Source organism: Corynebacterium lehmanniae, from assembly GCF_043161975.1.
Lineage (GTDB): Bacteria > Actinomycetota > Actinomycetes > Mycobacteriales > Mycobacteriaceae > Corynebacterium > Corynebacterium lehmanniae.
This window is the reverse complement of the sequence record NZ_CP170998.1, coordinates 643,317-664,541: the sequence shown is the minus strand read 5'-3', so window position 1 is coordinate 664,541 and position 21,225 is coordinate 643,317. Positions and strand designations below refer to the sequence as shown.

General features: G+C 63.4%; 21 protein-coding genes. 8 read left to right on the top strand and 13 right to left on the bottom strand.

Annotated elements, in window-relative coordinates; genetic code table 11:
* Positions 1-87 precede the first annotated feature (87 nt).
* The 9 genes from ACF3NP_RS03165 to ACF3NP_RS03125 all read right to left on the bottom strand — a co-directional run bounded on the left by ACF3NP_RS03165 (position 88) and on the right by ACF3NP_RS03125 (position 7,997).
* Positions 88-1,332, bottom strand: coding sequence for a hypothetical protein (locus tag ACF3NP_RS03165; protein ID WP_392398965.1), 1,245 nt, complete (start codon positions 1,330-1,332; stop codon positions 88-90).
* A gap of 169 nt (positions 1,333-1,501) precedes the next feature.
* Positions 1,502-2,269 (bottom strand): ATP-binding protein, encoded by a 768-nt coding sequence (locus ACF3NP_RS03160; protein ID WP_181889901.1) that lies wholly within the window; start codon positions 2,267-2,269, stop codon positions 1,502-1,504.
* Complete coding sequence (locus tag ACF3NP_RS03155; RefSeq protein WP_236883592.1) at positions 2,266-2,955, bottom strand: Mu transposase domain-containing protein; 690 nt, start codon at positions 2,953-2,955, stop codon at positions 2,266-2,268. The genes ACF3NP_RS03160 and ACF3NP_RS03155 overlap by 4 nt, the downstream gene beginning before the upstream one ends.
* Positions 2,956-2,993: 38 nt before the next feature.
* The gene (locus ACF3NP_RS03150; RefSeq protein WP_181889902.1) at positions 2,994-4,343 is read right to left on the bottom strand and encodes an IS256 family transposase; all 1,350 of its coding nucleotides are present in this window, start codon (positions 4,341-4,343) and stop codon (positions 2,994-2,996) included.
* A gap of 22 nt (positions 4,344-4,365) precedes the next feature.
* Positions 4,366-5,358 carry an IS21 family transposase gene (gene istA / locus ACF3NP_RS03145; RefSeq protein WP_236883593.1) on the bottom strand — a complete coding sequence of 331 codons (993 nt, stop codon included), beginning with the start codon at positions 5,356-5,358 and terminating at the stop codon, positions 4,366-4,368.
* 100 nt (positions 5,359-5,458) lie between these two features.
* On the bottom strand, positions 5,459-5,932 hold the full coding sequence (locus ACF3NP_RS03140; protein WP_392398964.1) for an FtsX-like permease family protein: 474 nt from the start codon (positions 5,930-5,932) through the stop codon (positions 5,459-5,461).
* Positions 5,933-5,935: 3 nt separating this feature from the next.
* Positions 5,936-6,577, bottom strand: coding sequence for an ATP-binding cassette domain-containing protein (locus tag ACF3NP_RS03135; protein ID WP_392399127.1), 642 nt, complete (start codon positions 6,575-6,577; stop codon positions 5,936-5,938).
* Positions 6,578-6,835: 258 nt separating this feature from the next.
* Complete coding sequence (locus tag ACF3NP_RS03130) at positions 6,836-7,360, bottom strand: carboxymuconolactone decarboxylase family protein (protein WP_181888572.1); 525 nt, start codon at positions 7,358-7,360, stop codon at positions 6,836-6,838.
* Positions 7,361-7,400: 40 nt separating this feature from the next.
* Positions 7,401-7,997: a peroxiredoxin gene (locus tag ACF3NP_RS03125; RefSeq protein ID WP_181888573.1), complete on the bottom strand. Its 597-nt coding sequence runs from the start codon at positions 7,995-7,997 to the stop codon at positions 7,401-7,403.
* 117 nt (positions 7,998-8,114) lie between these two features.
* On the opposite strand from ACF3NP_RS03125, the gene ACF3NP_RS03120 reads away from it, so the two are divergent.
* A complete protein-coding gene (locus ACF3NP_RS03120; protein ID WP_181888574.1) occupies positions 8,115-9,071 on the top strand; it encodes a hydrogen peroxide-inducible genes activator in 957 nt (318 codons plus the stop codon).
* 15 nt (positions 9,072-9,086) lie between these two features.
* Positions 9,087-13,052 (top strand): ATP-dependent RNA helicase HrpA, encoded by a 3,966-nt coding sequence (hrpA, locus tag ACF3NP_RS03115; protein WP_181888575.1) that lies wholly within the window; start codon positions 9,087-9,089, stop codon positions 13,050-13,052.
* Positions 13,053-13,067: 15 nt separating this feature from the next.
* On the opposite strand, the gene nrdR is transcribed toward hrpA, so the two are convergent.
* The gene (gene nrdR / locus ACF3NP_RS03110) at positions 13,068-13,526 is read right to left on the bottom strand and encodes a transcriptional regulator NrdR (protein ID WP_034998765.1); all 459 of its coding nucleotides are present in this window, start codon (positions 13,524-13,526) and stop codon (positions 13,068-13,070) included.
* Positions 13,527-13,582: 56 nt separating this feature from the next.
* Positions 13,583-13,963, bottom strand: a complete 381-nt coding sequence (locus ACF3NP_RS03105) for a hypothetical protein (RefSeq protein WP_181888576.1) — start codon at positions 13,961-13,963, stop codon at positions 13,583-13,585.
* 210 nt (positions 13,964-14,173) lie between these two features.
* On the opposite strand from ACF3NP_RS03105, the gene lexA reads away from it, so the two are divergent.
* From lexA to ACF3NP_RS03090, 3 genes are all read left to right on the top strand, one after another.
* Positions 14,174-14,854, top strand: coding sequence for a transcriptional repressor LexA (gene lexA, locus ACF3NP_RS03100; protein WP_181888577.1), 681 nt, complete (start codon positions 14,174-14,176; stop codon positions 14,852-14,854).
* A gap of 71 nt (positions 14,855-14,925) precedes the next feature.
* Positions 14,926-15,714 carry a DeoR/GlpR family DNA-binding transcription regulator gene (locus tag ACF3NP_RS03095; protein ID WP_181888578.1) on the top strand — a complete coding sequence of 263 codons (789 nt, stop codon included), beginning with the start codon at positions 14,926-14,928 and terminating at the stop codon, positions 15,712-15,714.
* Between the two features lie 133 nt (positions 15,715-15,847).
* On the top strand, positions 15,848-16,117 hold the full coding sequence (locus ACF3NP_RS03090) for an HPr family phosphocarrier protein (RefSeq protein WP_181888579.1): 270 nt from the start codon (positions 15,848-15,850) through the stop codon (positions 16,115-16,117).
* A gap of 77 nt (positions 16,118-16,194) precedes the next feature.
* Here ACF3NP_RS03090 and ACF3NP_RS03085 read toward each other — a convergent pair whose 3' ends face one another.
* Positions 16,195-17,505, bottom strand: a complete 1,311-nt coding sequence (locus ACF3NP_RS03085) for a solute carrier family 23 protein (RefSeq protein WP_181888580.1) — start codon at positions 17,503-17,505, stop codon at positions 16,195-16,197.
* Between the two features lie 99 nt (positions 17,506-17,604).
* On the opposite strand from ACF3NP_RS03085, the gene nagB reads away from it, so the two are divergent.
* Positions 17,605-18,330 (top strand): glucosamine-6-phosphate deaminase, encoded by a 726-nt coding sequence (gene nagB / locus ACF3NP_RS03080; RefSeq protein ID WP_181888581.1) that lies wholly within the window; start codon positions 17,605-17,607, stop codon positions 18,328-18,330.
* Here nagB and hflX read toward each other — a convergent pair whose 3' ends face one another.
* Entirely contained in the window at positions 18,331-19,866 is a 1,536-nt protein-coding gene (gene hflX, locus ACF3NP_RS03075; protein WP_181888582.1) for a GTPase HflX, read from the bottom strand. It lies immediately after the preceding gene.
* Between the two features lie 70 nt (positions 19,867-19,936).
* On the opposite strand from hflX, the gene ACF3NP_RS03070 reads away from it, so the two are divergent.
* Positions 19,937-20,689 carry a hypothetical protein gene (locus tag ACF3NP_RS03070; protein ID WP_181888583.1) on the top strand — a complete coding sequence of 251 codons (753 nt, stop codon included), beginning with the start codon at positions 19,937-19,939 and terminating at the stop codon, positions 20,687-20,689.
* A gap of 19 nt (positions 20,690-20,708) precedes the next feature.
* Positions 20,709-21,224 carry a hypothetical protein gene (locus tag ACF3NP_RS03065; RefSeq protein WP_181888584.1) on the top strand — a complete coding sequence of 172 codons (516 nt, stop codon included), beginning with the start codon at positions 20,709-20,711 and terminating at the stop codon, positions 21,222-21,224.
* Position 21,225 lies beyond the last annotated feature (1 nt).

The window sequence follows — 21,225 nt, the reverse complement described above, 5'->3', positions numbered from 1 at the left end:
TTCCGGTTTTAGAGTGCGTTGATGTTGTCCAGTAGTTGCCCGGAGTGGAAACCGGAAGAGCCTCTTTAGGCGCCGGCACGCCAGTGTCTAGGGCGCATCTGCGCCACGCTCGTCCTTGTCTGGAGTTGGCAAGAAGGCAGTCGCACTCGTGCCTAAGAAGACAAGGACAAAGAGCACCCATAGCCCTGGGGGAAGGTAAGGCAGCAGCGCCCCCGGGCACCCCGAGACTGCGACATGGACGGCGACCGTGTACCAGATGCCCACTAGGAGCGCTGTCAGCATGGCAACACAGTACGGAAAGAGGATTGCCCAGAACTCTGCTCGTTGGATCGCGTCTTGGGTACGGCCCAGAAGACGCAGTGGTGAGAAGAACGCATGCAAATTGGCCCGCTTGCCCATCACAGAGACCGCGAGGACCAGGCAGATCGCCAGCAAAGTGTAGGCCGCGGTGGGGACGAAGCCGGCGGTTCCGTCGCCGTGAGGCCCGTACATGATCTGGCTATCCATATCCACATGCCGTACCCAATCCTGCGCGGACTCCACCCGGAGATGATCCGGTGCGCTAGCCGATTCTGCGACCACGGGAAGCCCCCATTCCGGTTTGACCGGAGACTCGCTAGAAATACCGGAGAACGGGACCATGAAGTCTGGGTAGAAGGGGCTGTGAGCCTTCACCGGCGCCGCGGGCGAGAGTAGCTGCCCTATCACGTGGTCATTCGATCCGGCCAGAGAATAGTCATTCGCCTTCTCCATCGGTACGGAGGTCTCCCCCGCGGATTCGAAGTCCGAAGGCTGCCAGTAGACCACCCCACGGCAGTCGTCGCCGATCTCCTCACATACACCGTCTGCTTCCTGCGCTTCCAGTAGGCGAAGATCTTGGCCAACGACGACTGGGACCGGTTGGAAATTCTGGGAGCCTACGTAATTTGCCGCCCATAACGCGGTCTGTGCACCTGTGAAGCCTGCCAGCGGAATGGCTACGAGCGCGGTAGCAAGCCCCACCCTCGAGGTCGTCCCGACGGTTTCGGAGGAGCGGATGCCTAGCGCGGGTGCCGACCATCCGCTCACCTTTTTGATCGCCGCGGCTGCCCAGCGAGCTAGCACCCGGGCGAAGGTGGCGGCAAGTGTAACAGCGAGGAACGGCAAGGTGAAGACGAAAATCAACACGACAGGCCCTGGCGGAGTCGTCACCATGCACCAGATACCCGCGGCAACATTGACCACTGCGAGCACTAAGCCAACCAGCCCCACCAAGGATTTGGACTTACCTACTGTCGCCGCTCCCCGATCCCCGGTTTTGGCTAGCACCTTGTCGACGTTGAGAATCCCCACGCCGAGGAGGTACAGGGGGACTAAGACCAGCAGTGACGACCAGGCAACGTCAATGGGCGAGCCCCAGTGATCTGGCTGTTTAGAAGATCGGAATGGTAGCGGTGTGGTGAGTTTGTGGTAGCGCCTGAGTGGGGATCCGGTAGCGGTCCCGGCTCAGGCGTTTTGTGTGTTACTGGTTAGTTTCCAATCTCATGTTTGGTCCTTCGAGGGTGATGATTTCGGCGCCGGCGATGAGTCGGTTGAGGATGGATTCGGCGATGACTGCGTCCGGGATGGATCTGTACCAGTCTTGCGGGGTGAACTGTGAGGTCACGATTGTTGATCGGTTGCCTTCTCGTTCGGAGAGAATGTTGAAGAGCAGGTGTGCGGTGGCGGCGTCGACTGGGGTGGTGAGGAAGTCGTCGAGGACTAACACGTCGACGCTGATCAACTCGCGGGTGAGTTTGAGCCGGGCTGGGTCGTCGAGTGGCATCACTGCGAAGTGCGCGGCAAGCATGTCGGTGCGGTAGAACCTGGCGGAGTAGTCGTTGCGGCATGCTGCGGTGATCAGTGCTTGGGCGAGGTAGGTCTTGCCGACTGAGGATTTGCCCAAGATGACTATGTTTTGGCCCAGGTGGCACCATTGTCCGTGAGCGAGTCGGCTGACTTGTTCTGGGTTGATGTTGCGGTCAGGTGCGTAGACGACGTCTTCGAGGCAGGCATCGGGGTTTGGCGATCGTGATGCCTTGAGCAGTTTGTTGATGCGGCGTTCGCGTCTGGCCGCGACTTCTTTGTCGAGTGCGTAGAGCACCTTTTGGGAGAAGGTCCACGTGTCGAAGGCTGGGTCGTTGGCGATGTCGATGACGCTTTTGCCGAAGGCTGTCATGCGCATTGCTGTGAAGTCCGCGAGGACGGATTCGTCGAGGAAACGCTCTTGAGGCGGGGTCGGTGGGGTCATGGCGTTGTGGTTCCTTTCTTGATGAGGTTGTCCAGGCTGAACTGTGCTGCGCCACCGAGGTAGGCGCCGCTGGTGTCGCGTGTGGCAGCGGCGGGTGCGTGGGCCGGATGCCCAGGTGTGGCCGGTGCCGGTTGGTCGAAGCCGTGTGGTCGGGTTGCGGCTTCTTTGCGTACGGCGGCCATCATGTTTTTGACCGCGGTGTAGGACACCGCCCGGCGGGTCCCGTCGCAGGAGAGCAGACGCTGGCATGCTTCTTCCAGCACGGGCTTGTTGGCGTGTTTGCCCATTGACAGCACGTTCCTGCACGATTGGTACGCCTGGGCCGGGATTGCTTTCGCCGTGATCATTTCCTCGATGACGGTGCGTGTCGCCGGGCCGATTTTTTGGGCTTCGCGCAGGAAGTAATCGCTCGTCCACAGGCCCTGGGTGTGATCCATGTTCGCCGGTATGTGGTCGGCATCGGTGACATACGCCCCGCGGGTGTGGGAAAGCGTGTGGGTTGTCACGGCACGGCCACCATCGAAGACCGTGAGCACTTGCCCGGTGATGCGCACATCGACAGTGCGGCCAACGAGCTGGTGCGGCACGGAGTACCGCACGCTGGCTACGGTGATGTGGAAATCTGGGGCGATCTTGGCGCGTTTCCACTCGGTGCGCTGCCACGGGGTGTCGGGAAGTGCTGTCAAAAGGAGAGTGTCCGATTCTTTGTGTGCGGGGGCTTGGTTTACAAGTAGTCCGCGAATCGGTCGGGGTAAGCCACGGCTAGTTGGTTGATGGCTTGTTTCCACCCGGTGGCTTTCGCTCCTTCAATATAGCCGTTGCACTCAACGTCGCGCTTCACTTTCTTCGCTCGCTGCGCAGCGCGCTTGTCTTCGATATTGCAGATCATCAACCACAGCGTCTTCAGCGCCGCCGTATCGTTCGGGAACTGGCCCCTGTTGCGGGTAGCTTTCCGCAGTTCAGCATTCAGCGACTCGATCGAATTCGTGGTGTAGAGCACCCGGCGTGCCGCCGGCGGAAACTGCAGAAACGGCACGAACCGCTCCCAAGCGTCGCGCCAAACTTTGACCGACTGCGGGTATTTCCGGCCCAGTTCACTGGCCTCGAACGCATCCAAGCTGGCACGGGCGGTGTCCTCGTTAGTGGCCGTGTAGACCTCGCGTAGCGCACGGGAGACGCCTTTGCGGTCCTGATACGACACCCACCGGTTCGCAGCCCGAATCAGGTGCACAATGCAGGTCTGCACCATGGAATTCGGCCAGGTTGCCTCCACAGCTTCCGGCAGGCCTTTGAGCCCGTCGCAGCACACAATGAACACGTCCTGGACACCGCGGTTGGCCAGGTCCGCGCACACCGATGCCCAGAATGCGGCACCTTCATTTTCAGCGATCCACAATCCCAGGATGTGCTTGATGCCGTCCATGTCGACACCAACCGCCATATAGCAGGACTTGTTGACCACGCGGTGCCCGTCACGGATTTTCACGCGTAGCGCGTCGAGGAAGATCACCGGGTAAAACTCGTCGAGCTGACGGTTTTGCCAGATCATGACCTCCTCTAGCACCGCATCGGTAATGGTGCTGATCGTATCCGGACTCATATCCACCCCCAGGGTGGTCGCGAGGTGGTGCTGAATATCGCGCACTGTCATCCCGCCGGCGTATAGCGAGACGATCATGTCATCGAGCTCTGTGAGCCGGCGTGCGCCCTTGGGCACCATCCGGGGAGTAAACGTGCCGGCACGATCCCTGGGCACGGTCACTTCCACCGCGCCGTACCCGGAGTTGACGGTTTTGGTGTACGACCCGTTGCGGTGATTGTTCGCCTGTGCGGTTGCCACTTGGGCTTTGGTCTTGCGGTCGGAATGGCTATAGCCCAAGTGCGCATCCATCTCCGCCTGCAGACCAGCGTTGATCGATGCCTGTAGCAGGCCTTTGACCAGCTCGCTTGCATCATCAGCCGAGGTCGACAGCTCGCTGATCAAGCTGGCGAGCTCAGGATTTTCCATCAGCTTCTCGCTGATCTCATTGACCCTTGCCGGGTCATGGTTTTTCTTCGGTGACACCGTAGTCATTATCGGTGAAACTCCTTCTAGATCAGAGCCTCACACACAAACTTCCTGACACCCTCGTCAAAAGGTGTCTTTCATGCGCATCGAAAATGTCTTTGCGGCTTGACTGCTGGTGACGAAACGGCACCGCCTGGTTGATCTGGTCAACCAACTGCTGAATTCGCGAGTTGAGTTCGTCAAGGTCGACGCACTGGTGACCATCGAGTGCGTGGATGACCTTGTGGGTGACGATCTTGACTGCGGCTTCGACATTGGCTTTGTCTTTCGGCCGTTTCGACCTCGTGGGCAGCGCTGCGGTGTTGTAATGCTCCAAAAACTGCTCGTAGGTGTCGTTGACCTTGCGGTTTCGATCCGCCGCGCTGATCGCGTTCGACGCAGTCGAGGCATTATCCGGCACCACAACCTCAGGCACGCCCCCGAAGTAGGCGAACGCGTGGTGGTGGGCATCAAGCCAGGAATGCTGGCGCTCATCCGGACATGCGAGGGCAAAAATCATCCCTGAATACGGCATTGAGGCGACAAACACGCTGACCTTCACCCCCGGTGCGCCATAAGGGTCGAACAGGCGCATCTTGGTGCCTGCCCAATCCACCTGCATGGTGTGCCCCGGTGTATGGGTGATGCGTGCGGTCAAACCGGCCGCATCGACATGAGACGCCACCAACTGGCGAAACCGGTCGTAGCTGTAATGGAGCTGGCCGGGTAAAGCAGGTGTGGTGGTGTAGCGAGCCCACAGCACTTGCAGTGTCTGCTTGTTACGCCCCGTGCGGGCTTTGACCACCGCATCGAAATCGATAGGGACGAACTCGCCCTGGCCTGTGCTGCGCCCATCTACGAATAACTCGTCGAGCTCATCATCCGTCAACGCCAACACCTGGTCGATAGTGCGAATCCCGAGGGATCGAAGCACCTGGTTCGACCGGGAAATCGCGCGGTGGGAGCATCCCAGCTGTTGTTCAATCTGGCGGTACGAACGCTGCTGCACAAGCAGCTTCATCACCGCCCGGTAATCCGTCATCAGCGGACTCCTTCCGGTAACCGGCTACACCCCTGTGGTGCAACCACCCGAAAGCATCACCCGCCACCGCCAACCCCGCTACCGGAAACCCACTGAACCGCTACCCGAAAGTCACCACACCGCTACCAACTAGCCGGTCGCAACAATCTGGCAGCTGCTTGTTGAGCCCTAGCAGAATCACCTTGAAAAGCGGCGTCGCTAACAACCGTCCCAACACGACCGCCGAAGCGCTTGCCAGAAGCGCCAGGCACGCCCCTTGCAGGAGCAGGTGCCTGGTGAAAAACGCCCTGCCTATGCCGAGAATCCGCAGCGCTTGCACGGTATTTCGGTGGTCCGCGATAGAATTCTTATGCGCCAACCGGATCCCGGCGAATGCCGGGATGATCGCAATCAGGCTCATATTCGTCACGCCGGCCTTGAAGTCGCTGCTTCCGCCAGTCGAGAATGCGACGTAAAGGATGGTGCCGACGAGCATGCCTATTACTACCGCAGCCAGTACGATTGCCCCGATGAAGGGGCGCGCCGTCACCGACAGCTCTCTCCGGTAGGCGGCGGTGGGAGTCATGGTCTTCATGGGCTATGCCCCCATCTGCAGCAGCGTTTTTGCCTGCCCGTCGAAAAGCTCACGGTGGGAGCAATAGACCACTATCGCTCCCCGCTTCGCCGACTGGCGCAACAAGTCCTCGACCACGGCGACATTCGCTCCATCAAGCGCGCTGACGGGCTCATCCATGAGCACCAAGTCCGGTTGGGAAGCTAGTGCCTGGGCCACCGCAACGCGCTGGCGTTGACCCCCGGATAGCTCCTCCGGCAGGGCTTCTGCGAAAGGCTGCATGCCCAACGTGCCAAGCAGCTCTTCCCTGCCCTGGGCGTCGAGGCCCCGTCCGGCGACGTGAACTGCCAGCTCGAGGTTCTCCCGGCAGCTGAGGCTAGGCAGGAGGGTCGGTGCCTGTGGTGCGTACCCGACGTGCTTGGCCCGCCACGAGGTTAGCTTCTTGGCCGCGCCCTTTCCGAACCGTTTACCGTCGATGGTTACCCTGCCTTCACTGGGTGAGCGCAGACCGGCTAACAGATCCAGAACCGTGGATTTACCGCTTCCCGATGGGCCCCGGACTTCGTAGATGCCAGGCCGTGACAACGACAGCGCGGCATCCCGCAGAATATATGGCCCATATTTCGAGTATCGAAAAGAGATTTTATTCCAAACTATTGCGACCATCACAGTTCCCATCTTGTTAGAGGGCATACGTTATCCGAGCACCAAGACACTATCGGCAATTGCACGAACACGTTTATCGTGAGTGACAATTACCCAAGTACTGGTGCTGCGATCCACTCCGGACAACTACAGGACAACATCAACGCACTCTAAAACCGGAAGGGTCTCTAAACCGCCCCGCTAAACGACGAAACCTCCGGCAGCCCCCGCTTCGTGCGGGTTCTTGCCGGAGGTCGTGCCGTCATCAAGCGTAAATGCTTAGCGGGCGTCCTCGATGGTGATTGCCTGGGCCACAGCCTGGACAACGCCGGCGACCTTGACGGCCTCCCAGACCTGCTCCTTGGTCACACCCTCCTCGCGGACGGTGTTGGCGTGCGCCACGGCGCAGTGCTCGCAGCCGTTGATGGTGGAAACAGCGAGCGACCACAGCTCGAAATCGGCCTTTTCCACGCCCGGCTTCGAGATGATGTTCATGCGCAGGCCGAACTTCACGTTGGCGTAATCGTCGCCGAGCCAGCCCTTGGCGCGGTAGGCGACGTTGTTCATCGCCATGACGGTGGCGGCGCCGTACGCGGCCTCCACAGCCTCCTCGGAGAGGTGCTCCTTGGCTTCCTCAGCGATCTCTGCGATGACCTTCGCGTTGCGGGTCGCTGCCGCGGAGGCGAGCAGGGTACCCCAGAGCTGCTGCTCGCTGAGCTCGGTGGAGCGGGTCAGCGAACCGAGGTTGAGCTTCTGGTCCTTCGCGTACTCGGGCAGTGCGCCGCGCAGGTTCTCAATCGACATCATGTTCTCCTTTGCCGGACGGGTTTGACTGAAAAAGGGTTTACTTCAGGGACTCCTGGACCACGGCCATCTTGTCGATGTTCTTGGTCGGGTCGTTCTTCTGCCAATCGCAGGCGCAGACCTCTTCGGACTGCAGCGCGTCGAGCACGCGCAGAACCTCGTCGACGTTGCGGCCGACAGCGTCCGGGGTGACGGAGACGAACTGGATGATGCCGTCCGGGTCGATGATGAAGGTTGCGCGGTCGCACACGCCGTCAGCGTTCTCGACGCCGAGCGCGCGGATCAGGTCGTGGCGGACGTCAGCGAACATCGGGAACGGGATGTCCAGCAGGTCCTCGTGGGTCGCGCGCCAGTTGAAGTGGGAGTACTCGTTGTCGGTGGAGCCGCCGAGCACCTGGGTGTCGCGGTCCTCGAACTCCTCGTTGAGCTTGCCGAATGCGGCGATCTCGGTCGGGCAGACGAAGGTGAAGTCCTTCGGGTAGAAGAAGACGATCTTCCACTTGCCCTCGTACTTGTCCAGCGACACGTTCTCGAAGTAGTCGTCCGGGGAAGACGCGTTAGCGTCCTTCAGGTTGCCGCCCTTCAGCGCGACAAGGTCGAACTCCGGGAAACGCTCTCCAACGGTCATGATCGGCATAGAAATTCCTCCAAAGAAACTGGTCATAGGTGTTTTTCAACGGACAGCAACCAGTATGACACAGAACGCGCCCGCTTTCAACGTAAAAACCTATGAACTTCGTGTAGGTTCATAGGCATGGCTAATCGAGAGTATAAACCGACGCTCGCTCAGCTCCGGACGTTTGTCACCGTCGCCGAGCAAAAGCACTTCGTCTCCGCGGCGAACAAGCTCGGCATCTCACAGCCGTCCCTCTCACAGGCGCTCGCCGCCTTGGAGGCCGGCCTGGGCATCCAACTCATCGAGCGCTCCACCCGGCGCGTCATCGTCACCCCCACCGGCGAGGAGCTCCTCCCCTATGCGAAGGCGACACTGGAAGCTGCCGACGCGTTCGTGGCGCAATCCCGCGGCGCACTCGGAGCACTGGCCGGGCCGCTGAACCTCGGCGTGATCCCCACTATCGCCCCGTACATCCTGCCGACGCTGCTGAAGCTCATCGAGGAGGAGTACCCGGACTTGGAGCCGCGCATTGTGGAAAACCAGACCGAGGAGCTGCTGCAGCGGCTTCGCGACGGGCAGATCGACGTCGCAGTGCTCGCCACCCCAACCGGCGCCACCGGGGTGTCGGAAATCCCGCTCTACGACGAAACCTTCGCGGTGATCACTTCCCCCGACCATCCCGTGGCCGGCAGAGGAGACCTCGATCTGAACGCGCTGCACGACCTCGATCTGCTGTTGCTGGACGACGGGCACTGCCTGCGCGATCAAATCGTGGAGCTGTGCAAGATCGCGGAGGTCAACCGCTCCCCCGGCGCACAGTCAGCCACCCGCGCGGCGTCGCTGACCACGGTGGTGCAGCTGGTGGTGGCCGGACTCGGCTCCACGCTGGTACCCGTCTCCGCCTTGTCCACCGAGTGCGCGCGCCCCGGCATCGCCGTTTCCGCCTTCGGCCCGGGCGTGGACGCGAAACGCACCGTCGGGCTCGCAATGCGGGCGTCGTCTCGTCGCCGTCCGGAGTTCGAGCAGCTCGGCGAGTTAGTCTCCCGCGCCTTCAAGGAAGCGACGGAATCGAGCCGTAAGCTGCTGCCGCGCTAGACTCACGCTCTGGTTATGAATGAGCACGCATCCCCTACCTCACCTCCCACGAAGCCGCAGCTGTATAAGGCGCTCGACGGCGTCCCGATCGCTGACGTGCGCAGGTTCCGCCGGCGCCTGAAGAAGGCCAACTCGCCCGAAGCCCTGGCGGCGATTGGCGCGGACGTGGACAAGGCGGCAGCTGCCGTCGCTAAGCGTGATGCCCTCATCCCCGAGATCACCTACCCGGAGCACCTGCCGGTGTCCGCGCGGCGCGAGGACATCATGGAGCTGGTGCGCGACAACCAGGTCGTGGTGATCGCGGGCGAGACCGGCTCCGGCAAAACCACCCAGATCCCGAAGATGCTGCTGGAGCTGGGCCGCGGCCGCCGAGGCCTGATCGGGCACACACAGCCGCGCAGGCTCGCCGCACGCACCGTGGCGGAGCGCATCGCCGACGAGCTGGGCCAGGACATCGGCGAGTCCGTCGGCTACGCTATCCGCTTCGACGACCGGGTCTCCGAATCCACGGCGGTGAAGCTGATGACGGACGGCATCCTGCTCGCGGAGATGCAGCGCGACCGGTTCCTGAACGCCTACGACACGATCATCATCGACGAGGCGCACGAGCGCTCGCTGAACATCGACTTCCTTCTCGGATATTTGAAGCGGCTGCTGCCGAAGCGTCCGGATCTGAAGGTGATCGTCACCTCCGCAACCATCGACCCGGAAGCGTTTGCGAAGCACTTTGCCGACGCCGAGGGCAACCCCGCCCCCATCATCGAGGTATCTGGCCGCACCTACCCGGTGGAGATCCGCTACCGCCCGCTGGTGGAGCAGGTGCAGGCAAAAGACGGCTCCGTCAAGGAGATCGACACCGACATGATCGACGGTGTGGTCGACGCCTGCAAGGAGCTCATGGGCGAAGGCAAAGGCGACATCTTGTGCTTTTTCGCCTCCGAGCGCGACATCCGCGACTGCATGGAGGCCATTGAGAAGCAGCACTGGCGCGGCGTGGAGGTCGTGCCTTTGTTCGGCCGCCTATCGAATGCGGAGCAGCACCGGGTGTTCTCCCCGCACTCCGGCCGGCGCATCGTGTTGTCCACCAACATCGCGGAGACCTCGCTGACGGTGCCGGGGATCCACTACGTGGTGGACACCGGCCTGGCGCGCATTTCGCGCTATTCCACGCGCACCAAGGTGCAGCGCCTGCCCATCGAGGAGATCTCCCAGGCCTCCGCCAACCAGCGCTCCGGACGCTCCGGCCGTATCGCCGACGGTGTGGCCATCCGCCTGTACTCCGAGGACAACTTCGAGGCGCGCCCCGAGTTCACCGACCCGGAGATCCTGCGCACCAACCTGGCCTCCGTGGTGCTGCAGATGATCTCCCTGCGCCTCGGCGACATCAACGACTTCCCCTTCATCCAGCCGCCGGATAAGAAGGCCGTGCGCGACGGCCTGCTGCTCCTGCACGAGCTCGGCGCGATCTCGGACAAGGAACGCGACGGCGCACCCGTGCTCACCGCGGTGGGGCGCGACATCGCGCGCATCCCGGTGGACCCGAAGATGGCGCGCATGCTGGTGGAGGCCAACCGACTCGGCGTGCTCGACGACGTCACCGTGATCGTGGCCAGCATGACCATCCAGGACGTGCGCGAGCGCCCTCTGGAATACCAGGCCCAGGCCGACCAGGCCCACGCCCGGTTCAAGGACGCGACATCGGACTTCCTGTCCTCGCTCAAGCTGTGGGACTACATCGGCGACTCGCGCGACGAGCTATCCGGCAACGCCTTCCGCAAGCGCATGAAGCGCGAGTTTTTGCACTACATGCGCATCCGCGAATGGTTCGACCTGGTGCGCCAGCTTCGCGACGTGGAGCGCCAGCTGGGCTGGTCCCGAGCCGAGAACGTCGCCGGCGAGCGCGACGCCGACGCGATCCACAAGTCGCTGCTCACGGGCCTGTTGTCCAACATCGGCGCCCGAGACGGCAACTCGAAGGAGTTCCAGGGTGCGCGCGGGACGCGGTTCTTGGTCTTCCCCGGGTCGTCGCTAAGCAAAAAGCCCCCGGAGTTCCTCATGGCCGCCGAGCTGGTGGAGACCTCGCGCCTGTGGGCGCGCGACGTGGCAAAGATCGAGCCCGCCTGGGTGGAGGCTGCCGCGGGCGAGCTGATGAAGCACAGCTACTCCGAGCCTGTGTGGTCGCGGAAGCGCTCGGCCGCGATGGTGCACCAAAAGTCCATGCTCTACGGCGTGACCATCGTGCGCGACCGGCTTGTGCCTTACCACCGCGTGGATGCCGAGGGCGCGCGCAACATGTTCATCCGCCACGCCCTGCTCGAGGGCGATTGGAACCGCCACCACCACTTCATCGACCACAACGAAGCCCTGCTCGCCGAAGCCGCTGAGGTAGAGGAAAAGGTGCGCCGCCGCGGATTGGTGGTGGACGAGGACACCCTGTTCGAGTTCTACGACTCACGGCTTCCCCAGAGCGTGACCACCGCCCGCCACTTCGACTCCTGGTGGAAAAAGAAGCGGGCCGAGGACAAGCACTACTTGGACTTCGACCCCGCGGCACTTCTCGACGACGAAGGCGTGGATTCCTCCTCCGCCGCCTTCCCCGAGATCTGGCGCCAGGGCTCCATCGACTACGCGCTGCGCTACAAGTTCGAGCCGGGCGATCCTTTCGACGGCGTCACCGTGCACGTGCCGGTGCCGCTTCTGGCCAACCTGCGGCCCGACGGCTTTGACTGGCTGGTGCCGGGACTGCGTTCGGAGCTTGCCGCGGAGTACATCCGTACGCTGCCGAAGGCGCTGCGCAAGACCGTGGTGCCGGCACCAGACTTCGCCGAGCGCGCCCTCGACGCGATCCGCGCGCAGCAGGACGCCGGCGGCGTCAGCGAGCGCGAGCTGCGGGAAACACAGTTTGCCGAGGCACTTGCGGAGGCGCTTAGAAGCGTCGGCGGGCGCGGCATCAACGGTGCCGACTTCACCCCTTCTGCGCTGCCCGAGCATCTGAAAGTGACCTTCGCCGCGATTGACCGCCGCGGCAAAGTGGTCGACCACGACACGGACCTCGGTGCGTTGAAGCGCCGCCAGGCCGGCAAGATCAAGTCCTCCGTGTCCAAGGCCGGCCGCACATCTGAATCGGATGCGGTGGCGAAGTGGACTTCCGACTCCCTCGGCGCGGTGCCGGAGACGGTAACCACCACTATCGACGGCAACGAGGTCGACGCCTACCCGGCACTCGAAGCCACCAAGGACGGCGTGAAGGTCACCGTGCATCCGACGAAGGCCGCCGCGGACGCCTCGATGGTCACGGCGACGCTGACGCTGCTGCTGCGGGAGATCACGGTCAACGCGGGGCAGATGACCAAGGGGCTGCCGCTGCGGCAGAAGGTGGCGGTGGACCGCTACCCGCACGGCGGCGCCGATGGGCTTGTGGAGGACGCCCGCGTCGCTGTGATCCGCGACCTGATGTTCTCCTCCGGCGGGCCGGTGCGCTCCCCCGAGGAGTTCGACGCGCTGGTGGGCGAAATCCGGCCCCAGGTCGCAGGAGGTGTGCGCCGTGTGGTGGTCACGTTGGCGCCGGCACTCGCGGAGTACGCGAACATTGCAGCGGAGCTGCGGCAGTGGGAAGGCCCAGCTATCGACGACATGACGTCGCAGCTGCAGTTCTTCCTGCCGAAGCACGCGGTGACTGTCCACGGCATCGGCCACTTGCAGCATTTGCCCCGCTACATCGACGCGATGCGGATCCGGTTGGAGGACATGCGCCTAGATCCGGACCGCGACGCCGACCGGCAGTCCGTGATTGATTCGGTGAAGGCTTACTTGGCGCAGCGTATGAAGTCCTTGCCTGCGGGCCGGACAAAGACCAAGGCCTACAAGGACATCTTGTGGCTGATTGAGGAGCTGCGGGTGAGCCTGTTTGCGCAGCGGCTGGGCACGCCGAGACCGGTGAGCCAGCGTCGCATTGAGAAGAAGATTGACGCGCTGCGTTAGCGCCGTGGCCGCAGGCTAGAAGTCTTCGCGGTCGCGGCGGCGCATGAGCCGGATTTCGGATTCGAAGTCGTCCGCACTCTCGAACGACTTGTACACGGACGCGAAGCGCAGGTACGCCACCTCGTCGAGGGCACGCAGCGGTTCGAGGACGGCCAGACCGATCTCGTGGGCGGGCACCTGCGAGCTGCCCTGCGCGCGCACAGTCTCTTCCACTTCTTGGGCCAGACGCTTCAATGCGTCGTCGGTGACATCGCGGCCCTGGCATGCTCTGCGCACGCCGACGATGAGTTTGTCGCGGTCGAACGGTTCGCTCACGCCGTTGCGTTTCACAACAGTGAGGACGGCCTTTTCCACTGTGGTGAAACGCCCCCCGCACTCGGTGCACTCTCTGCGGCGGCGAATTGCTGAGCCGGCTTCGACCAGCCGCGAGTCAGTCACACGAGATTGCTCGTTGTGGCAAAAAGGACAAAACATGGTCTTCCACCCCCAGAGTTTTCAAGGCTTGGCGTAGCCGTGAGTCTACGCCCTGCCTAGCGCGCAGTTGCCGCCACAGCCGAATGAGCCGCCTGGCCGCTGGACATGGACGAAGGATCCTCTGTTTGCGCCGAGAAAACACCGCCGAATGCCGAACCGATAAGCAGCGCCGCAGTCATGCACACGCCGAGCAGGAGCGTATCGCGCGTCTCGTGCCGTGTTTCGAACGCGTTCACATTGGAGGAACCGTCAAGACTCCCCTTGGCAGATGAGCGAGCATCCGTTCGATGAGAGCCGGAAATCGCTCGAACACCGGCGCCGCCTGTTCGACGCTTCGGCGCGGAATCAACATCCCAGACTTCTGCCGGAGGGACCACAGATGCGGCTCCGGTGCGTCCAACTAATGTGTTGTGTACTGGATTGATTGCAACTGACATGGTGTGTCTCCCTTCTTTCTGCGGCACACTCTACGTTCGGCACCGACACGCTCGAACGTTCTAACGTTCATTTGTTCGAATACGCTTACGTGTTCGATTTATAGCATCACGTTCGATACGTGTCCACCCAATGCTTGCGCCCATCGAACATGAGTGCCCTATCTGGTAGGTTCGTAGGCGCACAACGCCACCGAGTCCAAGGAGAACGTCATGGCACGAAAGAAGTCCGATCCAGGCAACCCGGATTACAACGCGCTGTCAGACCGCCAGCGCCGGATCCTCCAGGTCATCCAAGACGCTGTGGTCCTGCGTGGCTACCCGCCGAGCATCCGCGAGATCGGTGACGCGGCCGGGCTGCAGTCCACCTCATCTGTCGCATACCAGCTCAAAGAGCTGGAGAAGAAGGGATTCCTCCGCCGCGACCCGAACAAGCCCCGCGCCGTGGACTTGCGCCAAATGCCGGAAGCCGGCCGAAAGAAGCGCAAGCCGCAAGAGGCGAAGCCGGAAGATTCTGGCAATGCCCGCTACGTGCCGGTAGTCGGACAGATTGCCGCGGGTGCCCCGATCCTCGCCGAGGAAAACGTGGACACCTACTACCCCCTGCCCGAGGAGCTGCTCGGTGACGGCGATGTGTTCATGCTCAAGGTCGTCGGCGAATCCATGCGCGACGCCGGCATCCTCGACGGCGACTGGGTGGTTGTCCGCTCCCAGCCGAACGCCGAGGAGGGCGAGTTCGTCGCGGCGTTGCTCGACGGTGAGGCGACGGTCAAGGAGTTCCATCGCGACTCCACCGGTGTGTGGCTGTTGCCCCACAACGATGCCTTCGAGCCGATTAAGGGCGACGAAGCGGAGATCATGGGGCGTGTCATCTCGGTGTTCCGTACGCTGTAGTCGGTGCGTTTGCATCGAGCAGCCGCAGCCCCACAGACCGGAAATCACATAGCGACAAGCGCAGGAGATCGATGTACGCCGAGGAGCGTAGACGCCAAATCGCGTCTTTGACCGCAGTTGAAGGCCGCGTCAACGTCACTGAGTTGGCGCAGCGCTTCGACGTCACCGCGGAGACCATCCGCCGTGACCTTTCGGCATTGCACGACGAAGGCGCTGTGCACCGCGTCCACGGCGGCGCGGTGGCGAGCCAGTCTTACCGCTCGACGGAAATTCCGCTGGATACGCGTCAGCGCGCCTCCCTTGCCGCTAAAGCCGCGATTGCGGAAACCGCGCTGCAGTTCGTGCCGGATGCGCAAAGTTGCACCATCTTTTTGGACTCGGGCACGACGATCAGCAGCCTGGGCAAGCGTCTGGCGGAGACCCGCGGGGACCGGGAGTACTCGGTGGTGACCAACTCCATCCCCACTGCATTGGAGCTGAGCGATTCCGGATTGCACGATGTGCAGCTTCTCGGCGGCTCAGTCCGGCCGATCAGTCAGGCAGTCGTCGGCAGTACCGCGCTTCGCACCCTCGCTCTGTTGCGCGCCGACGTGGCGTTCGTGGGCACCAACGCGTTGTCCATCGGCCACGGCCTGTCCACTGTGGACGCCAAGGAGGCGGCGGTGAAGGCCGCGATGGTCACCAACGCCCGCAGGGTTGTCGTGTTGTGCGACTCCACGAAGCTGGGCAACGACTATGTGGTCAGCTTCGCGCCGCTTACGGACGTCGACGTGGTGATCACCGACGCCGAAGCGCCCTCCGCGTTCGTGGACGAACTGCGCTCGCACGGTATCGAGGTCGTGCTCGCGCAACCCCAGTAACCCTCGGGGCGCCACCCGACGTCTTCCACAGGGGCGTTCTTTGACTTTCTGCGCGAAAATGGTGGCACCTTCGCATGCATGCGACCTACACTCGTTGCAGACCTGAATGAAAAACAACGGAAAGGACACCCGAATGGCTTCCAAGACTGTGAAGGTCGGTTCCACCGTCGGGCTGCACGCTCGCCCGGCCACGGTGATCGCAGATGCTGCCGGCGAGTACGACGACGAGATCCTGCTGACGCTTGTCGGCGGCGACGAGGACGACGAGACCGATGCCGCATCCTCGCTGATGATCATGGCGATGGGCGCGGAGCACGGCGACGAGGTCACTGTCACTTCCGACAACGCCGATGCCGTGGAGAAGATTGCGGCGCTGATCGAGCAGAACCTCGACGAGGAGTAAGCGCTTTTCGCTTTACGACGAGCTAACGCCCGGGCACACGTCGCCCGGGCGTTTTCGCGTGCAGCAAGTACCGGACGCTAGAACGTCGACGGCTTCGGCACCTCGAAGTCCTTGCGGTACTGCCCCTCCCCCAAGGTGTCGTACGCCCAACGCATCAGCGGGTAGATCACGATGATGCCGACGGAGCCCAGCGCGATGCCTTCCAGCGTTACAGCGCCCACATCGAGAGTGAGGTTGCCGATGCCCACAATCAGCGCGACCGCGGCCGCGGTGAGGTTCGCGGGATCGGTGAAGTCCACCTTGTTGTCCTGCCAGATACGCACGCCCAGCATGCCGATGAGCCCGTAGAGCACCAGGCACGCGCCGCCGAGCACGCCGGCGGGGATGGTGAAGATCACGGCACCGAACTTCGGGATGAACGCCAGCACAATCGCAAACGCGGCGGCGACCCAATACGCTGCGGTGGAGTACACCTTCGTCGCCGCCATCACGCCAATGTTCTCGGCGTAGGTGGTGGTGCCGGACCCGCCGAAGCCGCCGGCGAGCGTGGTGGCGATACCGTCGCCGATCAGCGCGCGACCCTGCATGTCGTCGAGGTTGCGTCCAGTCATCTCGGATACGGCCTTGACGTGGCCGACGTTCTCCGCGATCAGCACGACCAGCACCGGCAGGGTCACCAGCACGGCGGAGACGTGGAACTCCGGGCGGTGGAACTGCGGCAGGCCGATCCACGGGGCGTCGGCGATCGTTTGCAGTGCGTCCTCACCCAAGCCGCCCGTCAAGGCCGCGAACAGCCAGCCGACGAGCACGCCGATGAGGATGGATAGACGCGAGAGCAGGCCGCGGGTGGCCACGGTGACCACCACAACCGTCAGCAGCGTTACCGCCGCGACCCAGGGTTGGGTTTCCACGTTCGACACCGCGGTCGGCGCCAGGTTGAAGCCGATGAGCGCGACGATGGCGCCGGTGACCACGGGCGGCATCACCGCGTCGATGACGCGTTTGCCCGCCCATTCAACGACGATGCCGACAAGGATGAGCGCCACACCGGTCAGCAGCACCCCGCCCAGCTGCGCGCCGACGCCATACTGCTGCGAAGCCGTCAGCGGAGCGATAAAGGCGAAGGACGAACCCAGGTAGCTGGGCACTTTATTGCGGGTGATCAGCAAGAAGATGATGGTGCCCAGGCCGGAGAACAGCAGCGTGGTGTTCACCGGGAATCCGGTCAGGGTGGGCACCAGCAGTGTGGCTCCGAACATTGCAACCACGTGCTGCATGCCGATGCCGATGGTGCGCGGCCAGCTCAGCCGCTCGTCCGGGGCGACAACAGCCCCGGGGCGCACTGTGCGCCCGTCTCCGTGAATGGTCCAGCCGAAAGTGTTAGTCACGAAATGCCATTATCACCCCTCCACTGATTTTTCCTGTGCCGGGGGTGCCTGGCGGGCAAAGTAGATAGCTCTCAGTGTGGCCTTGCTATTTTGAGCACCATGGAAATCATTGTGCGCCCCACCGCCGAAGAAGTAGGCGTGTCCGCAGCCGACATCATCGAACCGTTCGTGCGAAGCGGCGCGACCCTCGGCCTGGCCACGGGTTCGACCCCGACCCCCACGTACATGGAGTTGATCCGCCGCCACCGCGAGGAAGGCTTGAGCTTCGCGCAGTGCGACGCGTTCCTCCTGGACGAGTACGTCGGCCTGGAACGCTCCGACGAGCAGTCTTACTACGCCACCATCCGCCGAGAATTCACCAGCCATGTCGACATCGACGATGCAAAGGTGCAGTCTCTCGACGGCCTGTCGGCGGACACCGAGGCTGAAACCCGCAGCTACGAGCAGCGCATCGCAGCCGCCGGCGGCGTGGACGTGCAAATCCTCGGTGTGGGCGCCAACGGCCATATCGCGTTCAACGAGCCGCCCAGCGCCCTTGATTCGCGCACGCGCGAAATCAACCTGCACCCCACCACGGTGGCGGACAACGCCCGCTTCTTCGACAACGAGGACCAGGTGCCGCGCAAGGCCCTGACCCAGGGCGTGGGCACCATCATGGAGGCGCACACCATCGTGCTCATCGCCACCGGCCCGAACAAGGCCGACGCGGTCAAGGCGCTGGTGGAGGGACCGGTGTCCCCGGGCTGCCCGGCGTCGGTGCTGCAGAACCACCCGCGCACCACGGTCATCCTCGACGATGATGCCGCGGCGAAGCTCAACCGATAGCTAGCTGACTACGAACTCCGCGTACTGCTCGGCCAGGACGCGGGGCAATCGGACGTCGATACGCGTGCCTGCCTCCTCGTATTCCTCCGAGCGCACCGTGCCCTCGTCGTGGACGCGGCTGACCACGTCGCCGCGGGTGTAGGGCACCACCATGGTCACGTGCGCGTCAACGGAGTTGAGGTGCTGCTCGATGCGCGCCTCAAGCTCCTCAATCCCCTCGCCGGTCAGCGCGGAGACGAACACTGCCGTGCGGCCGGTTTTTTCAAACGCGTGGCGCAGCTCGGCCAGCACCAGCGGGTCGGCCTCGTCGATCTTGTTGACCACCACGATCTCCGGGGGCATTTCCTCGCCGGAATCGCGGGTGACCTCGGCGAGCACCTCGTTGACGGCCTCGATCTGCTTCAGCGGGAACGCATCCGAACCGTCCACGACGTGCAGCAAAAGGTCGGCGCCGGCGACCTCTTCAAGCGTGGACTTGAACGCCTCAACCAACTGCGTGGGCAGGTGGCGCACAAACCCGACAGTGTCGGTGAGCACCACGTTGCGCCCGTCCGCGAGCTTCGCCTTGCGTGTGGACGGGTCCAGGGTGGCAAACAGCGCGTCCTCCACCAGCACGCCGGCACCCGTCATCGCGTTGATCAGCGAGGACTTGCCCGCGTTGGTGTAGCCGGCAATCGCGATCTTCGGGATGGTGGAGCGCTGGCGCTGCGCGCGCTTGACCTCGCGCGCCGTGGTCATGTCGCGCAGCTGGTGGCGCAGCTTCGCCATCTCGGTGCGCAGGCGGCGGCGGTCCGCCTCAATACGCGTCTCACCGGGGCCACGCAAGCCCACGCCGCCGTTGGAGCCGGCGCGGCCGCCAGCCTGGCGCGACAGGTTGCCGCCCCAACCGCGGGTGCGGCTGTACAGGTACTCCATCTGCGCGAGGCTCACCTGGGCTTTGCCCTCTTTGCTCTTCGCGTGCTGGGCGAAGATGTCCAAGATAAGCATGGTGCGGTCGATCACCTTGATCTTTAGCGCTTCCTCAAGCGCGATCATCTGCGACGGCGAGAGCTCGCCGTCGAAAATCACTGTATCCGCGCCGGTGGCCTGCACGATCTCGCGCAGCTCCGCCACCTTGCCTGAGCCGATGTAGGTGCCCGGGTCCGGCTTGTCGCGCTTCTGGTACAGCATGTCCAGCACGTCGGCGCCAGCAGTTTTCGCCAGCGCCGCCAGCTCCCACATGCTCGCCTCCATCTCCGCAGTGGTTCCCTCAGTCCACGCGCCGACGAGGAGCACTTCCTCCAGGCGGAGCTTGCGGTACTCAACCTCGTACCCGTCGGTCTGTTCTTCAGAGCGGAGTTCGGTGGCTCCGGTAACGCTGCGGAACGCGTTGCGGTCGGCGAGGTCCAGCGCACCGACCGTGGGTTCCGCACCGGGCTGTGGCTCGTTGTGGCGAAACGCCTGTCGCAGCAGCTCGTCGTGGGTGCGCTGCTCGGGCGTCAGTTCGTCTTCAAGCAAAAAGCGATCTTTCCTGTGTGTTGAATCTGTCACTGCCATATCTACCCGATTAAACGCGGCAAGGCCCAGGATTCTTCCCGGTTGGGGCGATTGACTAGAATCTACGGCCATGAGCACAGCAGTCAGCACCGATCTTTCCGCACTCGGCTTGAGCTTTAACAAGTGGCAGGACGCGGTCGAAGCCGCGATCGCCACCGACCGCCTCGCCGTCGTCGGCGAAGTCCGGGGAGGCCAGCTGATCCAGTACACCGACCCGTCTGGCGCGCAGCTGAACATCCTGGCTGTGGAGCCGTTCGCCACCTTCGCGGGCTTCGAGTCGGTCACCCGCACTTATGCGCACATCACGCCGCTTAACGACGTCGTCGCGCTTGCCGATGTGGTCGACCCCCGCGGCAACGCCATGGCGTCGCTGACAGTGAACCTCGCGCAGGAGCCGCTGCTTGTGGACGATCCCGCGCTCGAGTGGCAGGAACTGTCCGTCACAGCCCTGGGCCTGGCGGTGGACCGCTACGAATCCACCGAGGCCTACCTGGCCCTGCACCCGGGCGCCGTTGTCGGCACCGTAGCTTCCCCCGGCGCCGAGGCCGTGGCAAGCGGCAGCGCCACCACCCCGGATGCGAGCGCCGAGTTTTCGGCCCGCGTGCTAGAGGCGGAGTACCGCACCTCCGCGCTGACCGGCCAGCGCTTCATCCACGTCTCCGTCGATGCGGCGTTCCCGTTCGACGTGTGCCTGCCCGACGGCGAGCTGCCCGCACGCGATTCCGTGATCGCGGGCACCGCCGTGATGGCCGGCTCCATTCCGACGCCTTCCGGCAGCGGCTGCGGGGGCTGCGGCGGATCCTGCGGGTGCGGCGGCCACTAGCCGTTACAGGGGCTTCCCGATGAGCTCACCGAACAGGGATCTCTCAAGAGCGCTGATCGGCGCACTCGTGCTCGCTGCCGTTGTGCTGCTGGTGTTCACGCTCAAACTGCCGGGTCTAATGCTGTCGGCTCTGCTGATCATCGGGGCAATCTTGCTCGTGCGACGCGTGCAGATTGACCCGGAGGTGCTGGCGATCCGATCGTCGCTGCAGTATGCGCGCGACGACATCGCCGAGGTGCTCGACGCCTACGAGCTGCTGCAGCACGGTGCGTCCGCTTCCGACATCGCGGACCGCACGTTGCACTACCCTGCCCTGGCCAACCCGGATAACTCGGTGCCGCAAGTCAACGAGTTTCTCCTGCGGGCTTCTTCAGCCCGCCGCTTTTTGGAGCGCATCGACGGCTACCTGGAGTCCACCTCCACCGACAAGGCGCAGTTGGAGCGCATCCTGACTGTCGCCGACGAGCGCGCCTTCGAACTGCAGGAGGCCTGGGACGACGCACGCCGGGCCGCGAAAGACATCGGCCCGGCGTAGG

Coding starts and splice junctions, on each gene's coding strand:
- nrdR (WP_034998765.1), bottom strand. CDS start 13,526: ATGTTTTGTCCTTTTTGCCACAACGAGCAATCTCGTGTGACTGACTCG.
- ACF3NP_RS03070 (WP_181888583.1), top strand. CDS start 19,937: ATGAGCACAGCAGTCAGCACCGATCTTTCCGCACTCGGCTTGAGCTTT.
- lexA (WP_181888577.1), top strand. CDS start 14,174: ATGGCACGAAAGAAGTCCGATCCAGGCAACCCGGATTACAACGCGCTG.
- ACF3NP_RS03150 (WP_181889902.1), bottom strand. CDS start 4,343: ATGACTACGGTGTCACCGAAGAAAAACCATGACCCGGCAAGGGTCAAT.
- ACF3NP_RS03140 (WP_392398964.1), bottom strand. CDS start 5,932: ATGAAGACCATGACTCCCACCGCCGCCTACCGGAGAGAGCTGTCGGTG.
- hrpA (WP_181888575.1), top strand. CDS start 9,087: ATGAATGAGCACGCATCCCCTACCTCACCTCCCACGAAGCCGCAGCTG.
- ACF3NP_RS03065 (WP_181888584.1), top strand. CDS start 20,709: ATGAGCTCACCGAACAGGGATCTCTCAAGAGCGCTGATCGGCGCACTC.
- ACF3NP_RS03095 (WP_181888578.1), top strand. CDS start 14,926: ATGTACGCCGAGGAGCGTAGACGCCAAATCGCGTCTTTGACCGCAGTT.
- hflX (WP_181888582.1), bottom strand. CDS start 19,866: ATGGCAGTGACAGATTCAACACACAGGAAAGATCGCTTTTTGCTTGAA.
- ACF3NP_RS03090 (WP_181888579.1), top strand. CDS start 15,848: ATGGCTTCCAAGACTGTGAAGGTCGGTTCCACCGTCGGGCTGCACGCT.
- ACF3NP_RS03160 (WP_181889901.1), bottom strand. CDS start 2,269: ATGACCCCACCGACCCCGCCTCAAGAGCGTTTCCTCGACGAATCCGTC.
- istA (WP_236883593.1), bottom strand. CDS start 5,358: ATGACGGATTACCGGGCGGTGATGAAGCTGCTTGTGCAGCAGCGTTCG.
- ACF3NP_RS03105 (WP_181888576.1), bottom strand. CDS start 13,963: ATGTCAGTTGCAATCAATCCAGTACACAACACATTAGTTGGACGCACC.
- ACF3NP_RS03125 (WP_181888573.1), bottom strand. CDS start 7,997: ATGCCGATCATGACCGTTGGAGAGCGTTTCCCGGAGTTCGACCTTGTC.
- nagB (WP_181888581.1), top strand. CDS start 17,605: ATGGAAATCATTGTGCGCCCCACCGCCGAAGAAGTAGGCGTGTCCGCA.
- ACF3NP_RS03135 (WP_392399127.1), bottom strand. CDS start 6,577: ATGGTCGCAATAGTTTGGAATAAAATCTCTTTTCGATACTCGAAATAT.
- ACF3NP_RS03120 (WP_181888574.1), top strand. CDS start 8,115: ATGGCTAATCGAGAGTATAAACCGACGCTCGCTCAGCTCCGGACGTTT.
- ACF3NP_RS03130 (WP_181888572.1), bottom strand. CDS start 7,360: ATGTCGATTGAGAACCTGCGCGGCGCACTGCCCGAGTACGCGAAGGAC.